Source organism: Streptomyces sp. NBC_00654, from assembly GCF_026341775.1.
Lineage (GTDB): Bacteria > Actinomycetota > Actinomycetes > Streptomycetales > Streptomycetaceae > Streptomyces.
The window spans coordinates 973,472-993,521 of record NZ_JAPEOB010000003.1 but is presented as its reverse complement, the minus strand read 5'-3'; the positions used below and the strand labels follow the sequence as shown (position 1 = coordinate 993,521).

General features: G+C 70.8%; 19 protein-coding genes and 1 riboswitch. Of the genes, 9 read left to right on the top strand and 10 right to left on the bottom strand.

Annotated elements, in window-relative coordinates:
* Positions 1 to 12 precede the first annotated feature (12 nt).
* The 3 genes from OHA98_RS36880 to OHA98_RS36870 form a co-directional block, all read right to left on the bottom strand.
* On the bottom strand, positions 13 to 1,596 hold the full coding sequence (locus OHA98_RS36880; RefSeq protein ID WP_266932132.1) for a M4 family metallopeptidase: 1,584 nt from the start codon (positions 1,594 to 1,596) through the stop codon (positions 13 to 15).
* Between the two features lie 139 nt (positions 1,597 to 1,735).
* Positions 1,736 to 2,272, bottom strand: coding sequence for a GNAT family N-acetyltransferase (locus tag OHA98_RS36875; RefSeq protein WP_266932131.1), 537 nt, complete (start codon positions 2,270 to 2,272; stop codon positions 1,736 to 1,738).
* A 167-nt stretch (positions 2,273 to 2,439) separates the two neighbouring features.
* Positions 2,440 to 3,015 carry a TerD family protein gene (locus tag OHA98_RS36870; RefSeq protein WP_266932130.1) on the bottom strand — a complete coding sequence of 192 codons (576 nt, stop codon included), beginning with the start codon at positions 3,013 to 3,015 and terminating at the stop codon, positions 2,440 to 2,442.
* Positions 3,016 to 3,199: 184 nt separating this feature from the next.
* Here OHA98_RS36870 and arfB point away from each other — a divergent pair, with 184 nt between their 5' ends.
* On the top strand, positions 3,200 to 3,634 hold the full coding sequence (arfB, locus tag OHA98_RS36865) for an alternative ribosome rescue aminoacyl-tRNA hydrolase ArfB (RefSeq protein ID WP_266932128.1): 435 nt from the start codon (positions 3,200 to 3,202) through the stop codon (positions 3,632 to 3,634).
* A gap of 127 nt (positions 3,635 to 3,761) precedes the next feature.
* Here arfB and OHA98_RS36860 read toward each other — a convergent pair whose 3' ends face one another.
* Complete coding sequence (locus OHA98_RS36860) at positions 3,762 to 4,268, bottom strand: flavin reductase family protein (RefSeq protein ID WP_266932126.1); 507 nt, start codon at positions 4,266 to 4,268, stop codon at positions 3,762 to 3,764.
* A 414-nt stretch (positions 4,269 to 4,682) separates the two neighbouring features.
* On the opposite strand from OHA98_RS36860, the gene cdgB reads away from it, so the two are divergent.
* Both cdgB and OHA98_RS36850 read left to right on the top strand, forming a co-directional pair.
* Positions 4,683 to 6,338, top strand: coding sequence for a diguanylate cyclase CdgB (cdgB, locus tag OHA98_RS36855; protein ID WP_266932125.1), 1,656 nt, complete (start codon positions 4,683 to 4,685; stop codon positions 6,336 to 6,338).
* A 144-nt stretch (positions 6,339 to 6,482) separates the two neighbouring features.
* Complete coding sequence (locus tag OHA98_RS36850; protein WP_266932124.1) at positions 6,483 to 7,460, top strand: CBM35 domain-containing protein; 978 nt, start codon at positions 6,483 to 6,485, stop codon at positions 7,458 to 7,460.
* A gap of 161 nt (positions 7,461 to 7,621) precedes the next feature.
* Here OHA98_RS36850 and OHA98_RS36845 read toward each other — a convergent pair whose 3' ends face one another.
* The 4 genes from OHA98_RS36845 to OHA98_RS36830 all read right to left on the bottom strand — a co-directional run bounded on the left by OHA98_RS36845 (position 7,622) and on the right by OHA98_RS36830 (position 11,803).
* The gene (locus OHA98_RS36845; RefSeq protein ID WP_266932122.1) at positions 7,622 to 8,470 is read right to left on the bottom strand and encodes a class II fructose-bisphosphate aldolase; all 849 of its coding nucleotides are present in this window, start codon (positions 8,468 to 8,470) and stop codon (positions 7,622 to 7,624) included.
* A 109-nt stretch (positions 8,471 to 8,579) separates the two neighbouring features.
* Positions 8,580 to 9,542 carry a 1-phosphofructokinase family hexose kinase gene (locus OHA98_RS36840; RefSeq protein ID WP_266932121.1) on the bottom strand — a complete coding sequence of 321 codons (963 nt, stop codon included), beginning with the start codon at positions 9,540 to 9,542 and terminating at the stop codon, positions 8,580 to 8,582.
* 177 nt (positions 9,543 to 9,719) lie between these two features.
* Entirely contained in the window at positions 9,720 to 10,874 is a 1,155-nt protein-coding gene (gene nagA, locus OHA98_RS36835; RefSeq protein WP_266932119.1) for an N-acetylglucosamine-6-phosphate deacetylase, read from the bottom strand.
* Positions 10,874 to 11,803 (bottom strand): ROK family protein, encoded by a 930-nt coding sequence (locus OHA98_RS36830; RefSeq protein ID WP_266932118.1) that lies wholly within the window; start codon positions 11,801 to 11,803, stop codon positions 10,874 to 10,876. The genes nagA and OHA98_RS36830 overlap by 1 nt, the downstream gene beginning before the upstream one ends.
* A 345-nt stretch (positions 11,804 to 12,148) precedes the next feature.
* On the opposite strand from OHA98_RS36830, the gene OHA98_RS36825 reads away from it, so the two are divergent.
* The 3 genes from OHA98_RS36825 to otsB all read left to right on the top strand — a co-directional run bounded on the left by OHA98_RS36825 (position 12,149) and on the right by otsB (position 14,851).
* The gene (locus tag OHA98_RS36825; RefSeq protein WP_266932595.1) at positions 12,149 to 13,399 is read left to right on the top strand and encodes an ABC transporter substrate-binding protein; all 1,251 of its coding nucleotides are present in this window, start codon (positions 12,149 to 12,151) and stop codon (positions 13,397 to 13,399) included.
* Between the two features lie 79 nt (positions 13,400 to 13,478).
* Positions 13,479 to 13,793 (top strand): DUF3263 domain-containing protein, encoded by a 315-nt coding sequence (locus tag OHA98_RS36820; protein ID WP_266932116.1) that lies wholly within the window; start codon positions 13,479 to 13,481, stop codon positions 13,791 to 13,793.
* Between the two features lie 206 nt (positions 13,794 to 13,999).
* Positions 14,000 to 14,851: a trehalose-phosphatase gene (otsB, locus tag OHA98_RS36815; protein WP_266932114.1), complete on the top strand. Its 852-nt coding sequence runs from the start codon at positions 14,000 to 14,002 to the stop codon at positions 14,849 to 14,851.
* Between the two features lie 119 nt (positions 14,852 to 14,970).
* Here otsB and OHA98_RS36810 read toward each other — a convergent pair whose 3' ends face one another.
* The gene (locus tag OHA98_RS36810) at positions 14,971 to 16,353 is read right to left on the bottom strand and encodes a trehalose-6-phosphate synthase (protein ID WP_266932112.1); all 1,383 of its coding nucleotides are present in this window, start codon (positions 16,351 to 16,353) and stop codon (positions 14,971 to 14,973) included.
* A gap of 182 nt (positions 16,354 to 16,535) precedes the next feature.
* Positions 16,536 to 17,486 (bottom strand): glucosyl-3-phosphoglycerate synthase, encoded by a 951-nt coding sequence (locus OHA98_RS36805; RefSeq protein ID WP_266932593.1) that lies wholly within the window; start codon positions 17,484 to 17,486, stop codon positions 16,536 to 16,538.
* Positions 17,487 to 17,640: 154 nt separating this feature from the next.
* Positions 17,641 to 17,769: riboswitch (SAM riboswitch) on the top strand.
* Between the two features lie 19 nt (positions 17,770 to 17,788).
* On the opposite strand from OHA98_RS36805, the gene thrC reads away from it, so the two are divergent.
* The 3 genes from thrC (at position 17,789) to OHA98_RS36790 (ending at position 20,018) form a co-directional block, all read left to right on the top strand.
* The gene (gene thrC, locus OHA98_RS36800) at positions 17,789 to 19,093 is read left to right on the top strand and encodes a threonine synthase (protein ID WP_266932591.1); all 1,305 of its coding nucleotides are present in this window, start codon (positions 17,789 to 17,791) and stop codon (positions 19,091 to 19,093) included.
* Between the two features lie 29 nt (positions 19,094 to 19,122).
* A complete protein-coding gene (locus OHA98_RS36795) occupies positions 19,123 to 19,398 on the top strand; it encodes a MoaD/ThiS family protein (RefSeq protein WP_266932110.1) in 276 nt (91 codons plus the stop codon).
* A 413-nt stretch (positions 19,399 to 19,811) separates the two neighbouring features.
* On the top strand, positions 19,812 to 20,018 hold the full coding sequence (locus OHA98_RS36790) for a cold-shock protein (protein ID WP_003967346.1): 207 nt from the start codon (positions 19,812 to 19,814) through the stop codon (positions 20,016 to 20,018).
* The last annotated feature ends 32 nt before the right edge of the window (positions 20,019 to 20,050 follow it).

Sequence of the window (20,050 nt, the reverse complement as noted above, 5' to 3'; positions counted from 1 at the left end):
TCCCGCTTCACTTCACTTGACGTTGACGCCGGTCCACGCGTCGCCCACGGCCTTGAGCTCGGCGCTGTCCGCGCCGAACAGGTCGGTCGCCGCCTTCTCGGTCGCGACGCGCGCGCCCGCGTAGTCGGTGGAGGACGTCATGTAGACGGAAAGGGCCTTGTACCAGATCTGGTAGGCCTTCTCGCGCCCGATACCGGTGACCGTCGAGCCGTCGGCGGTCGGGGAGTCGTAGTCGACGCCGTTGATCGTCTTGGCGCCGCTGCCCTCGGACAGCAGGTAGAAGAAGTGGTTCGCGACACCGGACGAGTAGTGCACGTCCAGGTCACCGACGCCGGCGTCCCAGTAGTCGGCCGAGCCGCCGTCCTTGCTGGGCTTGTCCATGTAGCGCAGCGGGGTGCCGTCGCCGTTGATGTCGATCTTCTCGCCGATGAGGTAGTCCCCGGCGTCCGTGGTGTTGTCCGCGAAGAACTCCACCGAGGTGCCGAGGATGTCGCTGGTCGCTTCGTTGAGGCCGCCGGACTCGCCGAAGTAGTCCAGGTTGGCGGTGGCCGCGGTCAGACCGTGGCTCATCTCGTGACCGGCGACATCGATGGCGGTGAGGGCGCTCTTGTTGTCGGCCCCGTCGCCGTACGTCATGCAGAAGCAGCTGTCGTCCCAGAACGCGTTGACGTACGCGTCGCCGTAGTGGACCCGGGAGTAGGCGGCCTTGCCGTCGCCCGCGATGCCGTCGCGGCCGAGCGCGGTCTTGTAGAAGTCCCAGGTCTTCGCGGCGCCGTAGTGGGCGTCGACCGCGGCGGTCTGGCGGTCGTTGCCGGTGCCGTCGCCCCAGGTGTCGTCGTCGTCGGTGACGAGGTCGCCGGTGCCGCTCTCGCCCTGGTTGAGGTCGTACGTCTTGTGGCCGCCGCGCTCGCCGTCGGTGAGCTCGAAACCGGAGTCGCCCTGGGTGGTGGTCAGTTCGACCTCACCGCTGTACTGGCTGTTTCCGGTGCCGGTCTCGATGGCCTCGAAGGAGTGCAGCTTCTTGCCGGTGATGGCGTCCGTGATGATGTGCAGCTTGCTGGGCGTGCCGTCCTTCTGCACACCGGTCTTCACGGTCTCGAACGCGAGGACGGGCTTGCCGCTGCCCGCGAAGATCACCTTGCGCGCGGCTGCGGCGCTCTTCACCTTCGGCGTGGTCGACGGCACCGATATCGGCGCCTTGGTCGCCTTGTCGACGCTCTTGAGCTTGCCGTTGCCCGCGACGTGGGTGACCAGGTCGCCGCCGAGGACCGGCAGTCCGGCGTAGGTGCGCTCGTAGCGGGTGTGCACCGTGCCCTGGGCGTCCTTGATCACATCACGGACGATCAGCTTTTCCCGGCCGCCCAGTCCGAGGGCCTCGGCCGCCGAAGCCGCGTCCGCCTGGGCGGACTTGATGGCCGTGCCGCGCTGCGCCGCGGTGTTCACGCCGAGCGCGGAGGCGGAGACGGAGGCCGTACGCGACGAGGAGTCGCTGTCGCCGGGAGTGGCGACGGCCGAACCTGCCTGCACGCCCGCGACCACCATGGCGGCGACCGCCGCGAGTGCCGCGGCACGACGGGTGTTCATGTGGGGGTTCATGTGTGTTCTCCGTTGGTCGTCCTGTGGGGGGACTACGAGCGGAGAGCGTGCCACCGAATGACCGTCTTTGACGGTGTGCTGACAATTGCCTCACAAGTTTTTGACCAGTTCTTGTCCGACTGGGGTACCTGTGTGTCCGTTATTCGGTGGACTTGGGAGGGTGCAGCGATGTGCGCAGGATCGTGCAGGGGCGGCCCAGTTGACGGTCCGGCCGATGACCGATGACTTCGTAGCCGAGCGCGGTCCAGTAGGCGAGCGCCCGGGGGTTGTTCTCCAGGACCGCGATCCGTACGCCGTCGCGCCCCGCCGCGCGGAAGCGGTCCTCGACGAGCCGGGCCAACTGGCGCCCGTACCCGGAGCGGTGCTGCCCGGCGTCGACCATCAGGAGCCCGATCCACGGGTCCGGGTCGGCCGGGTCCGGATGGTGGGCGAGCGTCACGGCGACGCCGACGAGGGCGCCTTCCGCGCGGGCGAGCAGCACCTCGGCGTCGGGGTGGGCCAGTTCGTCCGCGAGTGCGGCGGCGACCTGCTCGGGGCGGATGTCGTCCGGGTCCGGGAAGTCGCCGCTCAACTGCTGGAACGCCCGGTTGGACGCGTAGAGCGCGGTGAGTTCGGTGAGCAGCGGACCGGGGATGTCGTGGGGCCCCGCGCCGAGACCCAGCGGTTCGATGATCATGCGGCGCACCCTACGCGCCGCCCACGGGCTCCCGCCGTCGTCGCCGACGTCACGCGCTTTCCCCGCCGGCGTCGATGGCACGCGCCCCCGCCGCCGGCACCGACGGCGCACGGGAGCCCCCGGCCGGGGTGGTGGCCGGGGGCTCCCGTGGAATGGTCAGGAACGCGTCAGAGGTTGACGCCGAAGTCCTGGGCGATACCGCGCAGGCCGGAGGCGTAGCCCTGGCCGACGGCGCGGAACTTCCACTCGGCACCGTTGCGGTAGAGCTCGCCGAAGACCATGGCGGTCTCGGTGGCGGCGTCCTCGCTCAGGTCGTAGCGGGCGATCTCGGTGCCGCCGGCCTGGTTGATGATGCGGATGAACGCGTTGCGGACCTGGCCGAAATTCTGGCTGCGGTTCTCGGCGTCGTAGATGGAGACCGGGAAGACGATCTTGTCCACGTCGGCCGGCAGACCCGCCAGGTTGACGTTGATCTGCTCGTCGTCGCCCTCGCCCTGGCCCGTGACGTTGTCACCGGTGTGGACGATGGTCTGGTCCGGCGTCGACTTGTTGTTGAAGAAGACGAAGTGGCCGTCGGAGACGACCTTCCCCGCCGGGTTGACCGCGATCGCCGAGGCGTCGAGGTCGAAGTCGGTGCCGGTGGTGGTGCGGACGTCCCAGCCGAGGCCGACCGTGACGGCGGTAAGGCCCGGTGCCTCCTTGGTGAGCGAGACGTTGCCGCCCTTGGACAGGCTTACTGCCATGGGAAGTCCCTTTCCTCGTCGTGTACGGGCTTCGTGCCATCACGAAAGCTACCGTCACCCGTCATAACGCAGGCAATGGACCACGAGGTTCCTGGTCCCTTTACTTTCTTTGCCGAGGTTCCGACGCAATGCGTCGCACGCGTATGGCAAAAGAAGGTGACGTACGGGCCGCGGGGCGGGGAACATGGGTGTCATGTCCGGGCCCTATGTCATCCGCGGTTCGGTCTCCCTGCCGGAGGCCGAGCTCATGTGGCGTTTCTCGCGGTCCTCCGGGCCGGGCGGTCAGCACGTCAACACCAGCGACTCCCAGGTGGAGCTGCGCTTCGATCTGGCGGCGACCGAGGCGCTGCCCGAGGTGTGGAAGGCGCGGGCGCTGGAGCGGCTGGCGGGCCGGCTGGTCAACGGCGTGGTGGCGGTACGGGCCTCCGAGCACCGTTCCCAGTGGCGCAACCGTGAGACGGCCGCCGTACGGCTCGCCTCCCTGCTCGCCGAGGCCACGGCGCCGCCGCCCAAGCCGCGCCGCAAGAGCAGGATCCCGCGCGGGATCAATGAGCGCAGGCTGCGGGAGAAGAAGCAGCGCGGGGACACGAAGCGCGGGCGCTCGGGCCGCGACTGGTAGCGAGGCCGCCACTCGGGCCTCGACTGGTAGCGAGGCCGCCACTCGGGCCGCGACTGGTAGCGAGGCCGCCACTCGGGCCTCAGCCCGGCCTCAGCGGAGGCCAGGCCAGGCCTCAGCCCGTCGGCCCTCAGTCCAGCTGGCGGTAGCGCCCCCTGAAGTACGTCAGCGGGTCGCCGTCCGCGCTCGGCAGGGCCGCCGTCATCACCCGTCCGATCACCAGCGTGTGGTCACCGGCCAGGACGCGCTGCTCCGTACGGCACTCCAGGGTCGCCAGCGCTCCGCCGACCAGGGGGGCGTTCGTCACCTCTCCCCGGACGTAGGGGATGTCCTCGAAGAGCAGCCGGTCGCTGATCCGGCCCTTCATGGCGAACCGGCCCGCGATGTGCCGCTGGCTGCCCGCCAGTACGGAGACGGCCCAGAGCGGCTGCTCCGCCAGCAGGTCGTCCATCCGGGAGTCGTTGCGCAGGCTCACCATCACCAGCGGCGGGTCCAGGGAGACCGACATGAAGGCGGTCGCCGTCATCCCGACGTCCTCGCCCCGGCCGTGCTCGTCGAGCGGTGGCTCCTGCGCGGTGACCAGCACCACTCCTGCGGCCAGCCGCGCGAGGGCGGCACGGAACTCGTCGTTGCTCACCCCCTCAGCATGGGGGACGGGTTCGGGGCGCGGGGAAGGGGGCTTTGTCTGCAACACACCGTGCACGCTAGCCGCGGGCGCCGGACGGCCGCATCGGGCCAGGGGACCAGCCGGGTCCTAGGACTCCGGAACGACGAGGACTGGAGGGGGCCGTCGGGGGCACGCTGCCGGAGCGGGGGGTCTGTGCCGGGGGTCTGTGCAACGTACAGATTTGCGTTCAAGAAAACGATGAGAGGGTCCGGGGAGTCACTGGGAACCCTTCATCACCTGTTGTGACTTGAGTCACAGAGTCCAGTATTTGTTGACCCTGTGTACCGAGTGCACAGCTCACTGTGATTCAGTGAGCGTGACACTACAACAAGTACGTCGATATGAAACCTGGAGTTGCTGTCGAGGTCTCGGGGAGTGCGAGCAATGGAGGCCGAGTCGGAACCGTACGTTCGTCTTGCGACCATGCGGCAGCTGCACCAGGCCGTCGCTGATCTCAATACGGCGCGGAGTCTGGCGGACACGCTGCAGACCGTGGCCGACGGCATCGTCGCCGGTCTCGGCTACGAACTGGGCTGTGTGAACCTCGTCCGGCCCGACGGCGACCTCGTCATCGCCGCCTTCGCGGGCAACGCCGCCGCGGAAGCCCTGATCACCGGACGCGTCGGCTCCCGCGCCTCCTGGGAGCGCAGGCTGACCATGGGGGAGGCCTGGGACGAACTCCGGTTCATACCCCACACCGAGGGCTGGGTCCTCCTCGACGACGACGTACCGCAGTGGCACACCGAGGGCCCCGAGCCCCGCTTCGAGGACGAGTGGCACCCCCTGGACCGGCTCTACGCCCCGATGTACGCGTCCGGCGGCAAGCAGGATCTTCTCGGCGTCATATCCGTCGACCGCCCGCGCAACGGGCGCCGCCCCGGCGCCTGGGGGCGCGAAGCCCTCCAGATGTATGCATCACAGGCGGCGATTGCGATCAGTAACGCTCGCCTCCGAGCAAATATGCAGCGCGCCCTGGTCAGACTCGAACGGGAGCAGCAGGCGCTGCGGGCCAGCGAGGAGTCGTTCCGCCAGGCCTTCGAGTACGCCCCCAGCGGGATGGCGATCGCCGAGATGGGCGGGGACCAGCACGGCAGGCTGCTGCGGACGAACGACGCCCTGTGCCGCCTCCTGGGCCGTCCCGCCTCCGTGCTGCGCCGGTACTCCTTCGCCGACCTGGTCCACCCCGAGGACATCGGCACCCTGCTGCGTACGTCGGCCGAGGGGGGCAGGGCCGAGCTGCGGCTCGGACGCAGGGACGGCACGTACCTCTGGGTCTCGCTGCGCAACTCCGTCGTCGCCGACACCGCGGACGGCCCCCGCTTCCTCCTCACCCATGTCGAGGACATAGAGGAGCGCAAGCGCAATGAGCTGAACCTCGCGCACCGTGCCTCGCACGACGCGCTCACCGGGCTGCCCAACAGCGCCGAGCTCCGGTCCCGGCTCAGCGCCCGGATCTGCGAGCGTCCGCATTCCACCGCGACCACGGCGATCGAGGCGCTGGACGCGGCGTACGGAGACGTCGAGTCCTCCCGGGCGCAGGGCTTCCAGCCCGACGGCTACGAGTCGGACCCGGTGCCGGGGGTCGGCCCGTACGACCACCATGTGCACACGGCGGCTCCGGACGAGGAGAAGGACGACGGGGCGAAGGGGCTCGCGGTCCTCTTCTGCGACCTCGACGGCTTCAAGTCCATCAATGACCGTTTCGGGCATCACACGGGGGACGCCGTGCTGATCGAGGTGGCCCGGCGGCTCACCACCTGTGTGCGCGACGGGGACACCGTCGCGCGGCTCGGGGGTGACGAATTCGTCGTGCTCGCGGACGGACTCGGCGCGGCGGACGCCGCCGACCTGGCCGTACGCCTGCGGAACGCCATCATCCCGCCGATCCGGGTGGACGGCAGAGCGGTCCGGGTCGGGGCGAGCTTCGGCATCGGATGGGCCGAGTGCGGCATGACGGTGGAAGAGGTCCTGCGCTCCGCGGACCAGCGGATGTACGTGGAGAAGCGGTCCCGGTCGAAGGTTCACCGCAGGGCCGGATGACGTTCACGGAACGGTTTCTCCCGGGCTCCGCACCCGCTCGTGCCGCCGTACCGGAAGGGTCACGGGAAATTCGGCGGGTGCTCCGTTCAAGGTAGGCTCGGCCGGTCGGCGACGGCTGGCGACATGGTGAGGAGTGACCCAGGGATGACGGCCGGAAACAACGGCGCGAGCAAGCCCGAGGACGACGATCCGTTCGGCTACCTGTACGCGGACGGACAAGCGGCAGGCGCCCAGCCGCCCGGACAGGGAGGCTACGGCTACCCCGGTCCGGCCGCGCAGCCCGGCGTGCCCAGAACCTCGTACAACCAGGTGCGGACCGTCGGCGAGCGCCAGTACGGGCAGCAGGTTCCGCACCAGCAGGCGTACGGCCAGCAGCCCCCGCAGTACGGTCAGCCGAACGGGCAGTACGCGGCCCCCGAGACCTATCCCGGTGGCGGACCCACCGCGCAGGTCCCGCGCCAGGGCGGCAACGGCGGCGGCAGGAACGGCGGTCCCGGCCGGGGCGGCCCCAACACCAAGGCCCTGCTGATTGCGGCGGTCGCCGTGGTCGCGGTCGTGCTCATCGGTATCGGCGTCGCCCTGGTCAACGGCGACAACGGCGACAAGAAGAAGAACGAGGCCGGGACGACGCAGGGGCCCGCCGGTGAGGTCAAGGAGTCCCCGAAGGCCGAGAAGTCCAAGAAGCCGGAGGCGCCCGCCGAGCTGCCGAAGCAGGACGCGGCGACGCTGACGCTGGGCGGATCGGCCGTGACCGAGAAGACGGTCAAGGGCGCGCAGGGTGCCGAGGGCGCCTACATCTCGGGCTTCAACCAGGTCGGCGCCTCGGCGACCTGGAAGGCGAACATGCCGGACTCCGGTGAGTACGCCCTGACCGTGCGCTACGCGATTCCGGCGGTCGACGCCTTCGCCACCCTCACGGTCAACGGCAAGGCGAACTCCCAGCCGATCGGACTGAAGAACTTCATCAAGTCCTCCGACCCGGAGTGGGAGAAGAACTGGCAGACCACCTGGGCGCCGGTCACCCTCCAGAAGGGTGACAACGAGATCAAGATCTCGTGCGAGGACGGCAACCAGTGCAACGTGATCCTGGACTGGGTCGAGGTCACCCCGCCCAAGGCGTGATCCGGAGCGTTCAGAGCGTTCGGCGGCGCCGCCTCCGGCGCCCGTACCACAGCGGAGACGACCGCTGCGGGACGGGACCGGGGCGGCGCCGCTCGGTTTCCCGCGCTGCCCCGTTTCCCGCCCTGCGGCAGCGGCCCAGTGGGCGTCGGTCCGGCTGACCGTCAGCCCGTCAGCCGCAGGAAGCCCGCCACCGTCCCGGCCATCGCCTCGCGGGCCGGGACGAGGTACTTGCGGGGGTCCACGCCCGTCGGGTGTTCGGCCAGGTACGCCCGTACCGCGCCGGTGAACGCGGTGTTCAGGGCCGTGCCCACGTTGATCTTGACCATGCCCGAGGTGACCGCCTGCCGGATCTCCGCGTCGGGGACCCCGCTGGAGCCGTGCAGCACCAGGGGGACCGGGACCGCGTCACGCAGACGGGTGATCAGGGCGTGGTCCAGGGCGGCGGTGCGCTCGGTCATCGCGTGCGAGGAGCCGACCGCCACGGCCAGGGCGTCCACCCCGGTGCCGGCGACATACGCGGCGGCCTCGGCCGGGTCGGTGCGTACACCGGGGGCGTGCGCGTCCAGCGGGGCCTCGCCCTCCTTGCCGCCGACCTTGCCCAGCTCCGCCTCGATCCACAGGCCGCGCTCATGACCCCAGCGGACGGCCTCCGCGGTGGCCTTCACGTTCTCGTCGTACGGGAGCTTGGAGGCGTCGAACATCACCGAGCCGAAGCCCTCCCCGTGCGCCCGGTGCAGCAGCTCGACGGACTCGACGTGGTCGAGGTGGAGGGCGAGCGGTGCGGTGGAGGCGCGGGCGACGGCGGCGGCCGCGGCGGCGACGGCGGAGAGCCGGCCGCCGTGGAACTTCACGGCGTTCTCGGAGATCTGGAGGATCGCGGGCGCACCCGCGCGCTCCGCCCCCGTCGCGATGGCTTCGGCGTGCTCCAGCGTGATGACGTTGAAGGCGGCGATCCCGCGACCCTCGGCCTGTGCGGCCGAGACGAGTTCACCGGTGCTGACGAGCGGCATGATGCCCCCTGCTTGCTGTTGTGCTGAGTGGTGCTGGACTCCCGCGTCGCGCCCCCGGCGTCGTCCGGGCCCGCGTACGTCCGGGCCCGCGTCGTCCGGTCCGCGCGGTTCAGGACGCGGGTGCGAGACGTTCGATGCCGACGCGCGGCAGCAGCTCGGCGTAGGCCGGGCCGTCGAACTCCCCGGCCGCCGGGGCCAGCACGGTCGCCGTCGACAGTGCCACCGCCCTGGTCAGCCGGTCCGGCCAGCCGAGGCCCTCCGCGACGCCGGACAGGAGTCCGGCCACCGCCGAGTCGCCCGCGCCGGTCGGGTTGCCCTGCACGGCGGCCGGCGGGGAGGCCCGCCAGACGCCGTCGGGGGTGGCGGCGAGCATGCCGTCCGCCCCCAGGGACGCGATGACGCTGTGGGCGCCGCGGCGACGGGCGTCACGGGCGGCGCGCAGCGGTTCGCGGGCGCCGGTGAGCTGGGCCAGCTCGTCGGCGTTCGGCTTGACGAGGTCGGGGCGGGCCGCGATGCCGCGGCGCAGCGGTTCGCCGCTGGTGTCCAGCAGCACGGGGACCCCGGCGGTGTGGCCGAGGCGGATCAGTTCCGCGTACGCGCCGACATGGACCCCGGGCGGCAGGCTGCCGCAGAGGGCGACCGCGTCCGCTCCGGTGAGCAGTTCCCGGTACGTTCCGACGAGGGCGGCCCATTCACCGGCGCCGATCTGCGGTCCCGGCTCGTTGAGCTGGGTGGTGTCGCCGGTCGAGCGGTCGACGACGGCCAGCGTGCGCCGGGTGTTCCCGGCGACCGTGACCAGGGCGTCGCGCGGGGCGGGGGCCGCGGAGCCGGTGGGCGGCGTCCCCGGGGCCGTACCCGCGAGGAGTTCGCGCAGCACCGCGCCCGTGCGGCCGCCGGCGAAGCCGGTGACCACCGTCTCGTGGCCGAGCGCGGCGAGCACCCGGGCCACGTTCAGCCCCTTGCCGCCGGGGCGCTCCGATATCTCGCTCACCCGGTGGCTGGTGTGCGGGACGAGCGCCGGAACGGCGTACGTCACATCGAGCGCGGTGTTCAGCGTGACGGTCAGGATCATCTGCGCCGCCCCCCGATCCTTGGTGCCTCGGCCCTTTGGTGCCTTGATAGAACGCGCTTACTTCCGGTGAAGCCAAGCCTTGACGATCATGCCAAAGAGGCGGCGGTCGGCCCAGTCCTCGGGGCCAACCGCCGTCTCTTCGTTACGTGCTCGGCCTGTCGGCCGGGGCGGGTGGTTTCACCCGTTCTGCGGCTTGATGATCCATTCGCCCTTGCGCATGACGCCCTTCAGCGCGAAGTCCGCGTCCAGGACCACCAGGTCCGCGTCCTTGCCCGGGTCCAGCGAGCCGACCCGGTCGTACACGCCGAGCAGCCGGGCCGGGTTCGCGGAGATGGACCGCACGACATCGTCCACCGGAATCCGGTCGATCGTGACGGCCCGCCGGAACGCGGTGTCCAGGGTGAGCGTGGAGCCGGCGATCGAGCCGCCCTCGACGAGCCGGGCGACCCCGTCCTTGACCTCGACCGCGAGCGGGCCCAGCTGGTACTGGCCGTCGCCGAATCCGGCCGCGTCCATCGCGTCGGTGATCAGCGCGACGCGTCCGGCGCCCGCATGGTGGTACGCCAGCTCCAGGGCCGCCGGGTGCAGATGCGTACCGTCGTTGATCAGCTCGACGGTGATCCGCTCGTCCTCCAGGAGGGCGGCGATCGGGCCGGGGGAGCGATGGCCGAGTGCGGGCATCGCGTTGTAGAGGTGCGTGGCGACGGTGGCGCCCGCGTCGATGGCCTCCACGGTCTGCTCGTACGTCGCGTCGGTGTGCCCGATCGCGGCGATCACCCCGTGCTCGGCGAGCAGGCGTACGGACTCGATGCCGCCGGGCAGTTCGGTGGCGAGGGTGAACATCTTCGCCGTACCGCGTGCCGCGTCCATCAGCTTGCGGACCTCGGCCGGGTCCGGGTGGCGCAGCAGCTCCTCGCTGTGCGCGCCCTTGCGGCACGGGGAGATGAACGGGCCCTCGAAGTGGACGCCGGCCAGGTCACCCTGCTCGACCAGTTCGGAGAGGATCCCGGCCCGCTGGGCGAGGAAGTCCATCTCGCCGGTGACGGTGGAGGCCACCAGGGTGGTGGTGCCGTGCTCGCGGTGCGTACGGATGCCCGTGAGCACCTCGTCCACGGTGCCGGAGGTGAAGGAGGCGCCGCCGCCGCCGTGGTTGTGCATGTCGACGAATCCGGGGACCACCCAGTGGCCCGTGAGGTCGACGGTCCGGGCGCCCTCCGGCGAGCTGCCGGAGATCCGGGTGCCTTCGACGATCACCCGGCCGTTCTCGACGGTCCCGGTGGGAAGTACCACCCGGGCCCCTGCGAGAACTGTGCTGTCTGCGCGTCCGGCCATCAGGCGGATACCTCCGTGGCGAGTAGATCCCAGGCGAGCAGCCCTGCGCCCAGGCATCCGGCGGTGTCCCCGAGGGCCGCCGGGACGATGTGGGGCAGTTTCTGGAACGTGACACGTTCCTCGACGGCCGCACGCAGTGGTGTGAACAAGGTTTCCCCGGCTTCGGCGAGACCGCCACCGATGATGAGCATGCTGGGGTCCAGCAGCGTGAGCGCGGTGACCAGGCCCGCGGCGAGCGCGTCGACCGCGTCCAGCCACACCTTTTCCGCCCGGGGGTCGCCCGCCTCGACGGCCTTCGCGCAGTCCGCCGCGTCCGCCTCCGGATCGCCCGACGCGGCGGCCCAGGCCTTGGTCACCGCGGACGCGGACGCCAGGGTCTCCAGACAGCCGCGCTGGCCGCAGCTGCAGTGCGGGCCGTCGGGCCGGACCACGAGGTGGCCGATCTCGCCCGCGTAGCCGTGGGCACCGGCCTCGATGGAGCCCGCGATCCCGATGGCCCCGGCTATCCCGGTGCCCAGCGGCACGAAGAGGAAGCGGTCCGTGCCCCGCCCGGCACCGATGCGTCCCTCGGCCAGACCGCCGGTCCGGACGTCGTGGCCGAGCGCGACGGGTACGCCGAGCCGTTCACCGAGCAGCGCGCGCAGGGGTACGTTGCTCCAGCCCAGGTTCGAGGCGTAGAGCAGGACCCCGTTCTCGGCGTCGATGATGCCGGGCACGGCGACCCCGGCGGCGACGGCGCTCTCGCCGAAGTGCTCCTCGCCGTACGCGCGCAGTTCCGCGGCGAACGCGAGGATGGATTCGACGACGGCCTCGGGACCACGCTTGCGCCCGGTGGCCCGCCGGGCCTGGTGCAGCAACGTGCCGTCGGTCCCGACCAGCGCGGCCTTCATTCCTGTGCCGCCCACATCGAGGGCGATGACATGTCTCACGGGAGACAGTTTCGCCCGCCGACCCCCGATAGGTCTAGTCCACTAGAGTGGTTTGTTGCGCATCCATACAAAATCACTGGTGAGGGCGGCCCGGGTTGTCCCCCTTGTGTGCGTTGCCGAAGCGATACGCCGGTGGTGTAGACCTCCTGGGCGTAGATGGTGGAAAATCGCTGTTCTTCCGGATGGCGTCCGTGCGGGTGCCGGATTCGCGGCCGTGGTGAGGCGCGAAAGCAAACGGGACGCCGGTGCGATGTGACAGGGGTGCCGCGAGGCGCCGATGTCCGTGACCGACGCGATCGAGCGCGTGCAATCGATGGGGAGGGCGGGACTGTGCAGCGGCGCTTCATGGGTCTGACCGCGGTGATGGCCGCATTCGGAATGACCGCGGCGTTGACGGCGTGCGGGGGTGATTCCGGCTCGGGGGACGTCACGCTCGAACTGGTGGCCGCCGATTACGGCACCAGCGCGGCCAACACCTCCGAGAAGTACTGGAACGTCCTCGCCGAGGGCTTCGAGAAGGCCAACCCCGGCATCAAGGTCGACGTCAGCGTGTACCCCTGGACGGACGTCGACCGCAAGGTCGCCGAGATGGTGAAGGCGGGCAGGGCACCGGACATCGCCCAGATAGGGGCGTACGCCGACTACGCCAAGTCCGGCAAGATCTACACCGCCGACCAGATGCTCGCCATCCGCACCCAGGCCAACTTCCTTCCGGTGCTGAGCGAGGCGGGCAAGGTCCGGGGCAGGCAGTACGGGCTGCCCTTCGTCGCCAGTACCCGGCTGCTCTTCTACAACAAGAAGCTCTTCGGGCAGGCCGGTCTCGGCGCCCCGAAGACCTGGGACGACATCCGGCGCAACGCCTCGGCGCTCAAGCAGCGCGGTGTCAGCTACCCGTTCGCGCTGCCGCTCGGCCAGGAGGAGTCCCAGGCCGAGACCATGATGTGGCTGCTCAGCGGGGGCGGCGGCTATACGGACGATGTGGGCGCGTACAACATCGACTCCGAGAAGAACGTCGCCACCCTCCAGTGGCTGAAGGACAACCTGGTCGGCAAGGGGCTCACCGGCCCCGTCGAGCCCCGCGAGCTCGACCGGGCGAAGGCGTTCGAGGCCTTCACCAAGGGCGATGTCGGCATGCTCAACGGGCACCCCACGCTGATGCGGAAGGCCGAGGCGAAGGGCATCGACGTCGGCATGGTGCCGCTGCCCGGCATCGACGGCCCCACCCGGGGAACGATGGGCGTCGCCGACTGGATGATGGGCTTCAAGCAGAACGGCCACCGCCGTCAGATCGGCACGTTCTTCGACTACGCGCACTCCGACAAGAACGTGCTGGCCTTCGCCGACGAGTACGACATGCTGCCGGTGACCGGCAGCGCGTCCGCCGTGATGGAGAGCGACGCCGCGCACAAGCCGCTGCGGGACTTCCTGGCGGCGCTGCCGAACTCGCAGTTCTACCCGTTCGCCAAGACGTCCTGGGCCCAGGTCAGCGAGGGCGTCAAGAAGAACATCGGCGACGCGGTCGCTCCCGGCGGCAGCCCCCGCAGCGTGCTCGGCGCGATCTCCAGCGCGGCGACGCGGGCGGAGAGCGCGGAGTAGCGGGCGCACAGGCGTGCGGGGCGGGGGGCGGGCAGCGGACCCGGTGGCGGTGTCCGGGGTGGGGATTAGGTTGGTTGATATGACCGTCCCCGAGAAAGGCCCCGACGACGACGTGCCGGTCGGCGACGTGCCGTCCGGCGATGCGGCGGTCGGCGACGTGCCGTCCGGCGACGCGCTGTCCGGCCGGGACCGTGCGCTGCTCGCCCTGGAGCGCCGCTCCTGGGCCGGTCCCGGGGCGAAGGAACGGGCGATCCGCGAGGAGCTGGGGATATCGCCGGTGCGCTACTACCAGCTGCTGAACGCCCTGATCGAGGACCGCCGGGCGCTGGAGGAGGACCCGGTGACGGTGAATCGGCTGCGCCGGATACGGGACGCGAGGCGGCGCCGGCGCTGAGGTGCTGTCCCGCCCCGGGAGCGCTGCCGAGACGCTGTCCCGCCGCCCCCCCTCGGAGCCCGCCCCCCCTCGGAGCCCGCCCCCCCCCGGAGCCCGCCGCCGCCGGGACCCGCCGCTCCTGGAAGCGCCTCGGCGCCTAGGCACCTCGGCCCTCCGGGACGGGCTTGTGAGGCCCCTCGGAGCACCGTGCGCTATAGGGTCGGCGTATGGGCAGACACCCCGACCTCCTGCCGGCCCCGAGCACTCCGGCCGGCCGTGAAGGCCTCGCCGCGATCCTCGCCCGGCCCGACCGTGCGGTCGTCGCTCTCGACTTCGACGGCACGCTCGCCGACATCGTCCCGGACCCCGAACAGGCCCGCGCCCACCCCGGCGCCGTCCCCGCGCTCGCCGCACTCGCCCCCAAGGTCGCCTCGGTCGCCGTGATCACCGGGCGCCCGGCCGGCGTCGCGGTCCGCCACGGCGGCTTCGCGGGAGTGCCGGGCCTCGACCACCTCGTCGTCCTCGGCCACTACGGCGCCGAGCGCTGGGACGCCGTCACCGGCACCGTCCACGCCCCCGCCCCGCACCCCGGCGTCGCCGCCGTGCGCGCCGAACTCCCCGGAGTGCTCCAGGAGTTCAACTCCTTGCACGGCACATGGGTGGAGGAGAAGGGGCAGGCGCTCGCCGTCCACACCCGCCGCGCCGCGGACCCGCAGGCCGCCTTCGAGTCGTTGCGCGGGCCCCTTGGGCAGCTGGCGGACCGGCACGGCCTGATCGTCGAACCGGGGCGCCTGGTGCTGGAGTTGCGCCCGCCCGGCATGGACAAGGGGGTCGCGCTGGCGGAGTACGTACGGGAGCTGGACGCCGAGTCCGTGCTGTACGCGGGCGACGACCTCGGCGACCTCGCGGCGTACGCGACCGTGGAGAGGCTCCGCACCGAGGGCGCGGACGGCATCCCCGGTCTGCTGGTGTGCAGCGGCAGCGCCGAGGTGCCCGAACTGGCCGAACGGGCGGACCTGTCGCTGCCGGGCCCGGAGGCCGTCGTCGGCTATCTGGCGGCCTTGGCACAGCGCCTGTAGCGGGGCTCCCGGCCGCGCGCCTGCCCGCTTCCGTCCGCGTTCCGGCCGCCTCTGCCCGCTCCCCGTCCGCGTCGCCGCCCGGCGTCCCGCCCGCCCTGCGGCTGAGTGCCGTACGCGGCTCAGCCGCGCAGCGCCTCCAGCTGGTCCAGGAACCACTGCTGCGGTGGCAGCGCGGTCGCCGCGGCGGCCAGCCGCTCGGTGCGTCCGGCCCGTTCGCCGCTCTCCATCGACAGCGCCTCGTGCAGGGCGTCGGCCGTCGCGGTCACGTCGTACGGGTTCACCACGATCGCGTCGGCGCCCAGCTCCTCGTACGCCCCCGCCTCCCGGGACAGCACCAGCGCGCAGCCGTGGTCGGAGACGACGGGGATCTCCTTGGCGACCAGGTTCATGCCGTCGCGGATCGGGTTGACCAGCGCCACGTCCGCCAGCCGGTAGGCGGCCAGCGAGCGCGCGAAGTCGTCCTTGACGTGGAGGACGACCGGGGTCCAGCCGGGGGTGCCGTGGGCGGCGTTGATCTCGTCGGCCAGGGTCCGCACCGCCGCGGTGTACTCCCGGTACACCGCGAGGTCCTGCCGGGAGGGGTAGGCGAAGGCGACGTGGACGACCCGCTCGCGCCACTCGGGGCGCTCGTCGAGCAGGGCGCGGTAGGCGTGCAGGCCGCGGACGATGTTCTTGGAGAGCTCCGTACGGTCCACCCGGACGATCGTCCTGCGGTCGCCGTCGCCGCCCACCTGCTTCCGCAGCGCGGCCATCCGCTCGTCCACGTCCGCCTCGTGCGCCCGCCGCCGCAGGAAGTCCGCGTCCGCGCCGAGTCCGTGCACCCCGATGCGGGTGCGGCCCGTGCCGCCCAGGATCTCCGTACAGCAGCCGACGAAGGCGTCCGCCCAGCGCCGGGTCAGGAACGCCGCGCGGTCGGCGCCCAGGATGCCGCGCAGCAGCTGCTCGCCGATGTCGTCGGGCAGCAGGCGGAAGTAGTCGACGGGGGCCCACGGGGTGTGCGAGAAGTGGCCGATGCGCAGGTCGGGGCGGAGTTCCCGGAGCAGGCCGGGGACCAGCGCGAGGTGGTAGTCCTGCACCAGGACGGCGGCGCCCCGCCCCGCCTCCTCGGCGAGCGCCTCGGCGAAGGCCCGGTTGTACGCCTCGTACGAGGCCCACTGGCGCCGGAACTCCGCGTCGAAGACCGGCTCGACGGGGGTCTGGTAGAGCAGGTGGTGGACGAACCAGAGCACGGAGTTCGCGATGCCGTTGTACGCGTCGGCGTGCACGTCGGCGTCGATGTCGAGCATCCGTACGCCCGGCTCGGCGACCCCGCGCCGGACCGCCTCGCGGTCGCCGTCGCCCAGGGCCGCGCACACCCACAGCTTGTCGTCGACGGCGCTCAGCCCGGAGACGAGACCGCCCCCGCCCCGCTTCGACGTGAGCGAGCCGTCCTCGCTCAGCGCGTACGACACCGGGCCGCGGTTGGACGCGACGAGAACCTGGGCAGCGTGCTCGGAGACCATGTAGCGGAACCTAGCCCTTCCGGGAAGCCGTCAAACGCGAATCGTCGGGCGGGGCGCCACTGCGGCCACTCGGGTGCGTCACCGTGCCCACTCCCGCGCGCGCCGCTGTGCCCGCCCTCCCCTACGTCACCGTGCCCACTCCCGCGCGCGCCGCTGTGCCCGCCCCCCTACGTCACCGTGTGTCACGCCGCGCGGTGCGAGGCGTACTCCGCGATCTCCCGCATCGGCGGCCGCTCCTCCGTGTCCACCGCATGGGTGTGCGGGACGAAGCCGTTCTCGCCCCGTTCGAACTGGGTGAGCGCGGGCCGCACCAGATGTCCCCGGGAGAGCCGCAGTTGCGCGGTGCGGTAGATCGCCGCCGCCATCCGGCCCAGCGCCTGACCGTCCTGGTGGCGGTGCTTGCGGACGCCGACGTCGACCTGTGCCAGCGCGTCCAGGCCCACGGTGTGCAGCGCGTCCACGAGCAGCCCCAGCTCCACCCCGTAACCGACGGGGAAGGGCAGCCGCTCCAGCAGGGAACGCCGCACCGCGTACTCGCCGCCCAGCGGCTGGACGAATCCGGCCAGCTGCGGCCAGTGCAGATTGAGCAGCGGGCGCGCCACCAGCTCCGTCACCCGTCCCCCCTGACCCGCCGTGTCGCCCAGGGGGCGGTCGTACATCGCCTTGACGAACTGCACGGACGGGTCGGTGAGCAGGGGGCCGACGATGCCGGAGACGAAGTCCGCGGAGAAGTCCTTGAGATCGGCGTCGACGAAGCAGACGATCTCGCCGCTCGTCACGAGGAGTGAGCGCCACAGGACCTCGCCCTTGCCGGGCAGGGCCGGTATTCGGGGGAGGATCGCGTCCCGGTGGACCACCCGGGCGCCGGCGTGGCGGGCGGCCTCGGCGGTGGCGTCCGTGGATCCGGAATCGATCACTACCAGTTCATCGACGAGCCGGACCTTCTCCATCAGCTCGCGCCGGATCGTCGACACGATCGCCCCGACCGTCGCCTCCTCGTTCAGCGCGGGCAGGACGACGCTCACGCTCGCCCGGCGCGGATCCCCGGCGCGAGCGGTGATGAGCCGGTCCAGCGGGCGGTCGGCTGCCGACCAGGAACGCCTGGTCAGCCAGCGTTCCACCTCTTCCAGCACGGTCGATACTCCCTGTGTGTGATCCATCTCGCGGTTCGGACGACTATCTCAACGGTCCGGTGCTTCGGTTACAGTCTTGAACAACGCGGATGACCGTCGCATGTCGGGGTCCGTCCGCCAATAAACGCCTGGATCGAAGATTCCAGTGCCACAGCGCTCATCCAGAGGGACTGAGGGAACGGCCCGTTGAAGTCCCGGCAACCCTCCCGCCGACCGTTGAGGTCTTGGTGGGGAAGGTGCCAATTCCGTCTTGTGGCGAAATGCGCCGCAAGGAAGATGAGGAGAAAGGGACCTCCGCCATCATGGCTGTTCAGGCTGTTGCTACATCCACCGATTCTTCTGTTTCGTCCGTGGATCTCGGTCCCGCCGCAGCACTTTCCTGCCGCGAGTGCGGCGAGCGTTTCGCCCTCGGCCCCCTCTTCGCCTGCGCGTCCTGTTTCGGGCCGCTCGAAGTGGCGTACGACCTGCCGAGCGGTACCCCCGACGAGCTGAAGAAGCGCATCGAGGCCGGGCCGAACAACATCTGGCGCTACGCGCCGCTGCTGCCGGTACCCGCCGACGTCGCGGACAAGCCCAACATCAACCCCGGCTTCACCAAGCTGGTCAAGGCCGACAACCTCGCCCGTGAGCTGGGTGTCACCGGCGGTCTGTACGTCAAGGACGACTCCGGCAACCCGACGCACTCCTTCAAGGACCGCGTCGTGGCCATCGCCGTCGAGGCCGCCCGCGCCTTCGGCTTCACCACCCTGTCCTGCTCCTCCACCGGCAACCTCGCCGGCGCGGTGGGCGCCGCCGCCGCCCGCGCCGGCTTCCGCTCCTGCGTGTTCATCCCGCACGACCTGGAGCAGGGCAAGGTCGTCATGGCCGCGGTGTACGGCGGTGAACTGGTCGGCATCGAGGGCAACTACGACGACGTCAACCGCTTCTGCTCGGAGCTCATCGGCGACCCGCTCGGCGAGGGCTGGGGCTTCGTCAACGTCAACCTGCGGCCGTACTACGGCGAGGGTTCCAAGACGCTGGCGTACGAGATCTGCGAGCAGCTCGGCTGGCGGCTGCCCGACCAGATCGTCATCCCGATCGCGTCCGGCTCGCAGCTGACCAAGATCGACAAGGGCCTCCAGGAGCTGATCAAGCTCGGCCTGGTCGAGGACAAGCCGTACAAGATCTTCGGCGCCCAGGCCGAGGGCTGCTCCCCGGTCTCCACCGCCTTCAAGGCCGGCCACGACGTGGTGCGGCCCCAGAAGCCGAACACGATCGCCAAGTCCCTGGCGATCGGCAACCCGGCCGACGGCCCGTACGTCCTGGACATCGCCCGCCGTACCGGTGGCGCCGTCGAGGACGTCGACGACGAGCAGGTCGTCGACGCGATCAAGCTGCTGGCCCGTACCGAGGGCATCTTCGCCGAGACGGCGGGCGGGGTGACGGTCGGTGTGACGAAGAAGCTGATCGAGGCCGGGCTGCTCGACCCGACGCTGACCACCGTCGTCCTGAACACGGGCGACGGCCTCAAGACGCTGGACGCGGTGGCCGCGACCTCGCAGGCGACCGCGACCATCCGGCCGAGCCTGGACGCGTTCCGCGAAGCCGGCCTCGCCGCCGCCCTCTGACCACCCCGAGACCGAAGGAAGGCACCCCTATGAGCGTCAAGGTCCGTATCCCCACCATCCTCCGCACCTACACGGACGGCCAGGCCGAGGTCGCGGCGGAGGGCACGATCCTCTCCGAGGTCATCGAGTCCCTGGAGGCGAACCACCCGGGTATCGCCGCCCGTGTCCTGGACGACCAGGGCAAGCTGCGCCGCTTCGTGAACGTGTACGTCAACGACGACGACGTGCGCTTCGAGGGCGGCCTGGAGGCGGCCACCCCGGACGGCGCCGGCATCTCGATCATCCCGGCCGTCGCCGGAGGCTGACGACTTCGCCGTGTGACCCCTGTTGCCCCCTCCGCGAGAGAAGCGGAGGGGGCAATTCTGCATGGTTGAGCACGGTACAGTTGGGGAAGCCCCCTCCGCTGCCCGTGTCGCCCGCATATGAGAATGCGCCCGGCCACGATAAGAAGCAGCCAATATGGTTGAGCACCTTGCGTCATAAGTGCCCTTTGTCGGGCCCGACTTGCCCGGGAATCCCATGTATTCCTCATATTCGCGTGTTCAGTCATGCCCAGAATTCTCGTCCGATTGACCTGTTGCAGAGGGCAGTTGGACAGATACATTCGGCCGCGGTCGACGCGCTACGGCGCACACAACCTCTCCTGTCGGAGGGTGAGTTCTGACCCGGGCCCGCGAAGTGCGGTCCTGTGCAAGGGCCAGTAATAGGGGAGTTAGGCATGGCTCAGGGCACCGTCAAGTGGTTCAACGCGGAGAAGGGGTACGGCTTCATCGCGGTCGACGGTGGTGCGGATGTTTTCGTCCACTACAGCGCGATCCAGATGGACGGGTACCGCACCCTCGAAGAGGGTCAGCGAGTTGAATTCGAGATCTCGCAGGGCCAGAAGGGGCCGCAGGCGGACATGGTCAAGCTCGCCGTCGGCTGAGCTCGGCGCGGTCGGCCAACGACACCACTCAT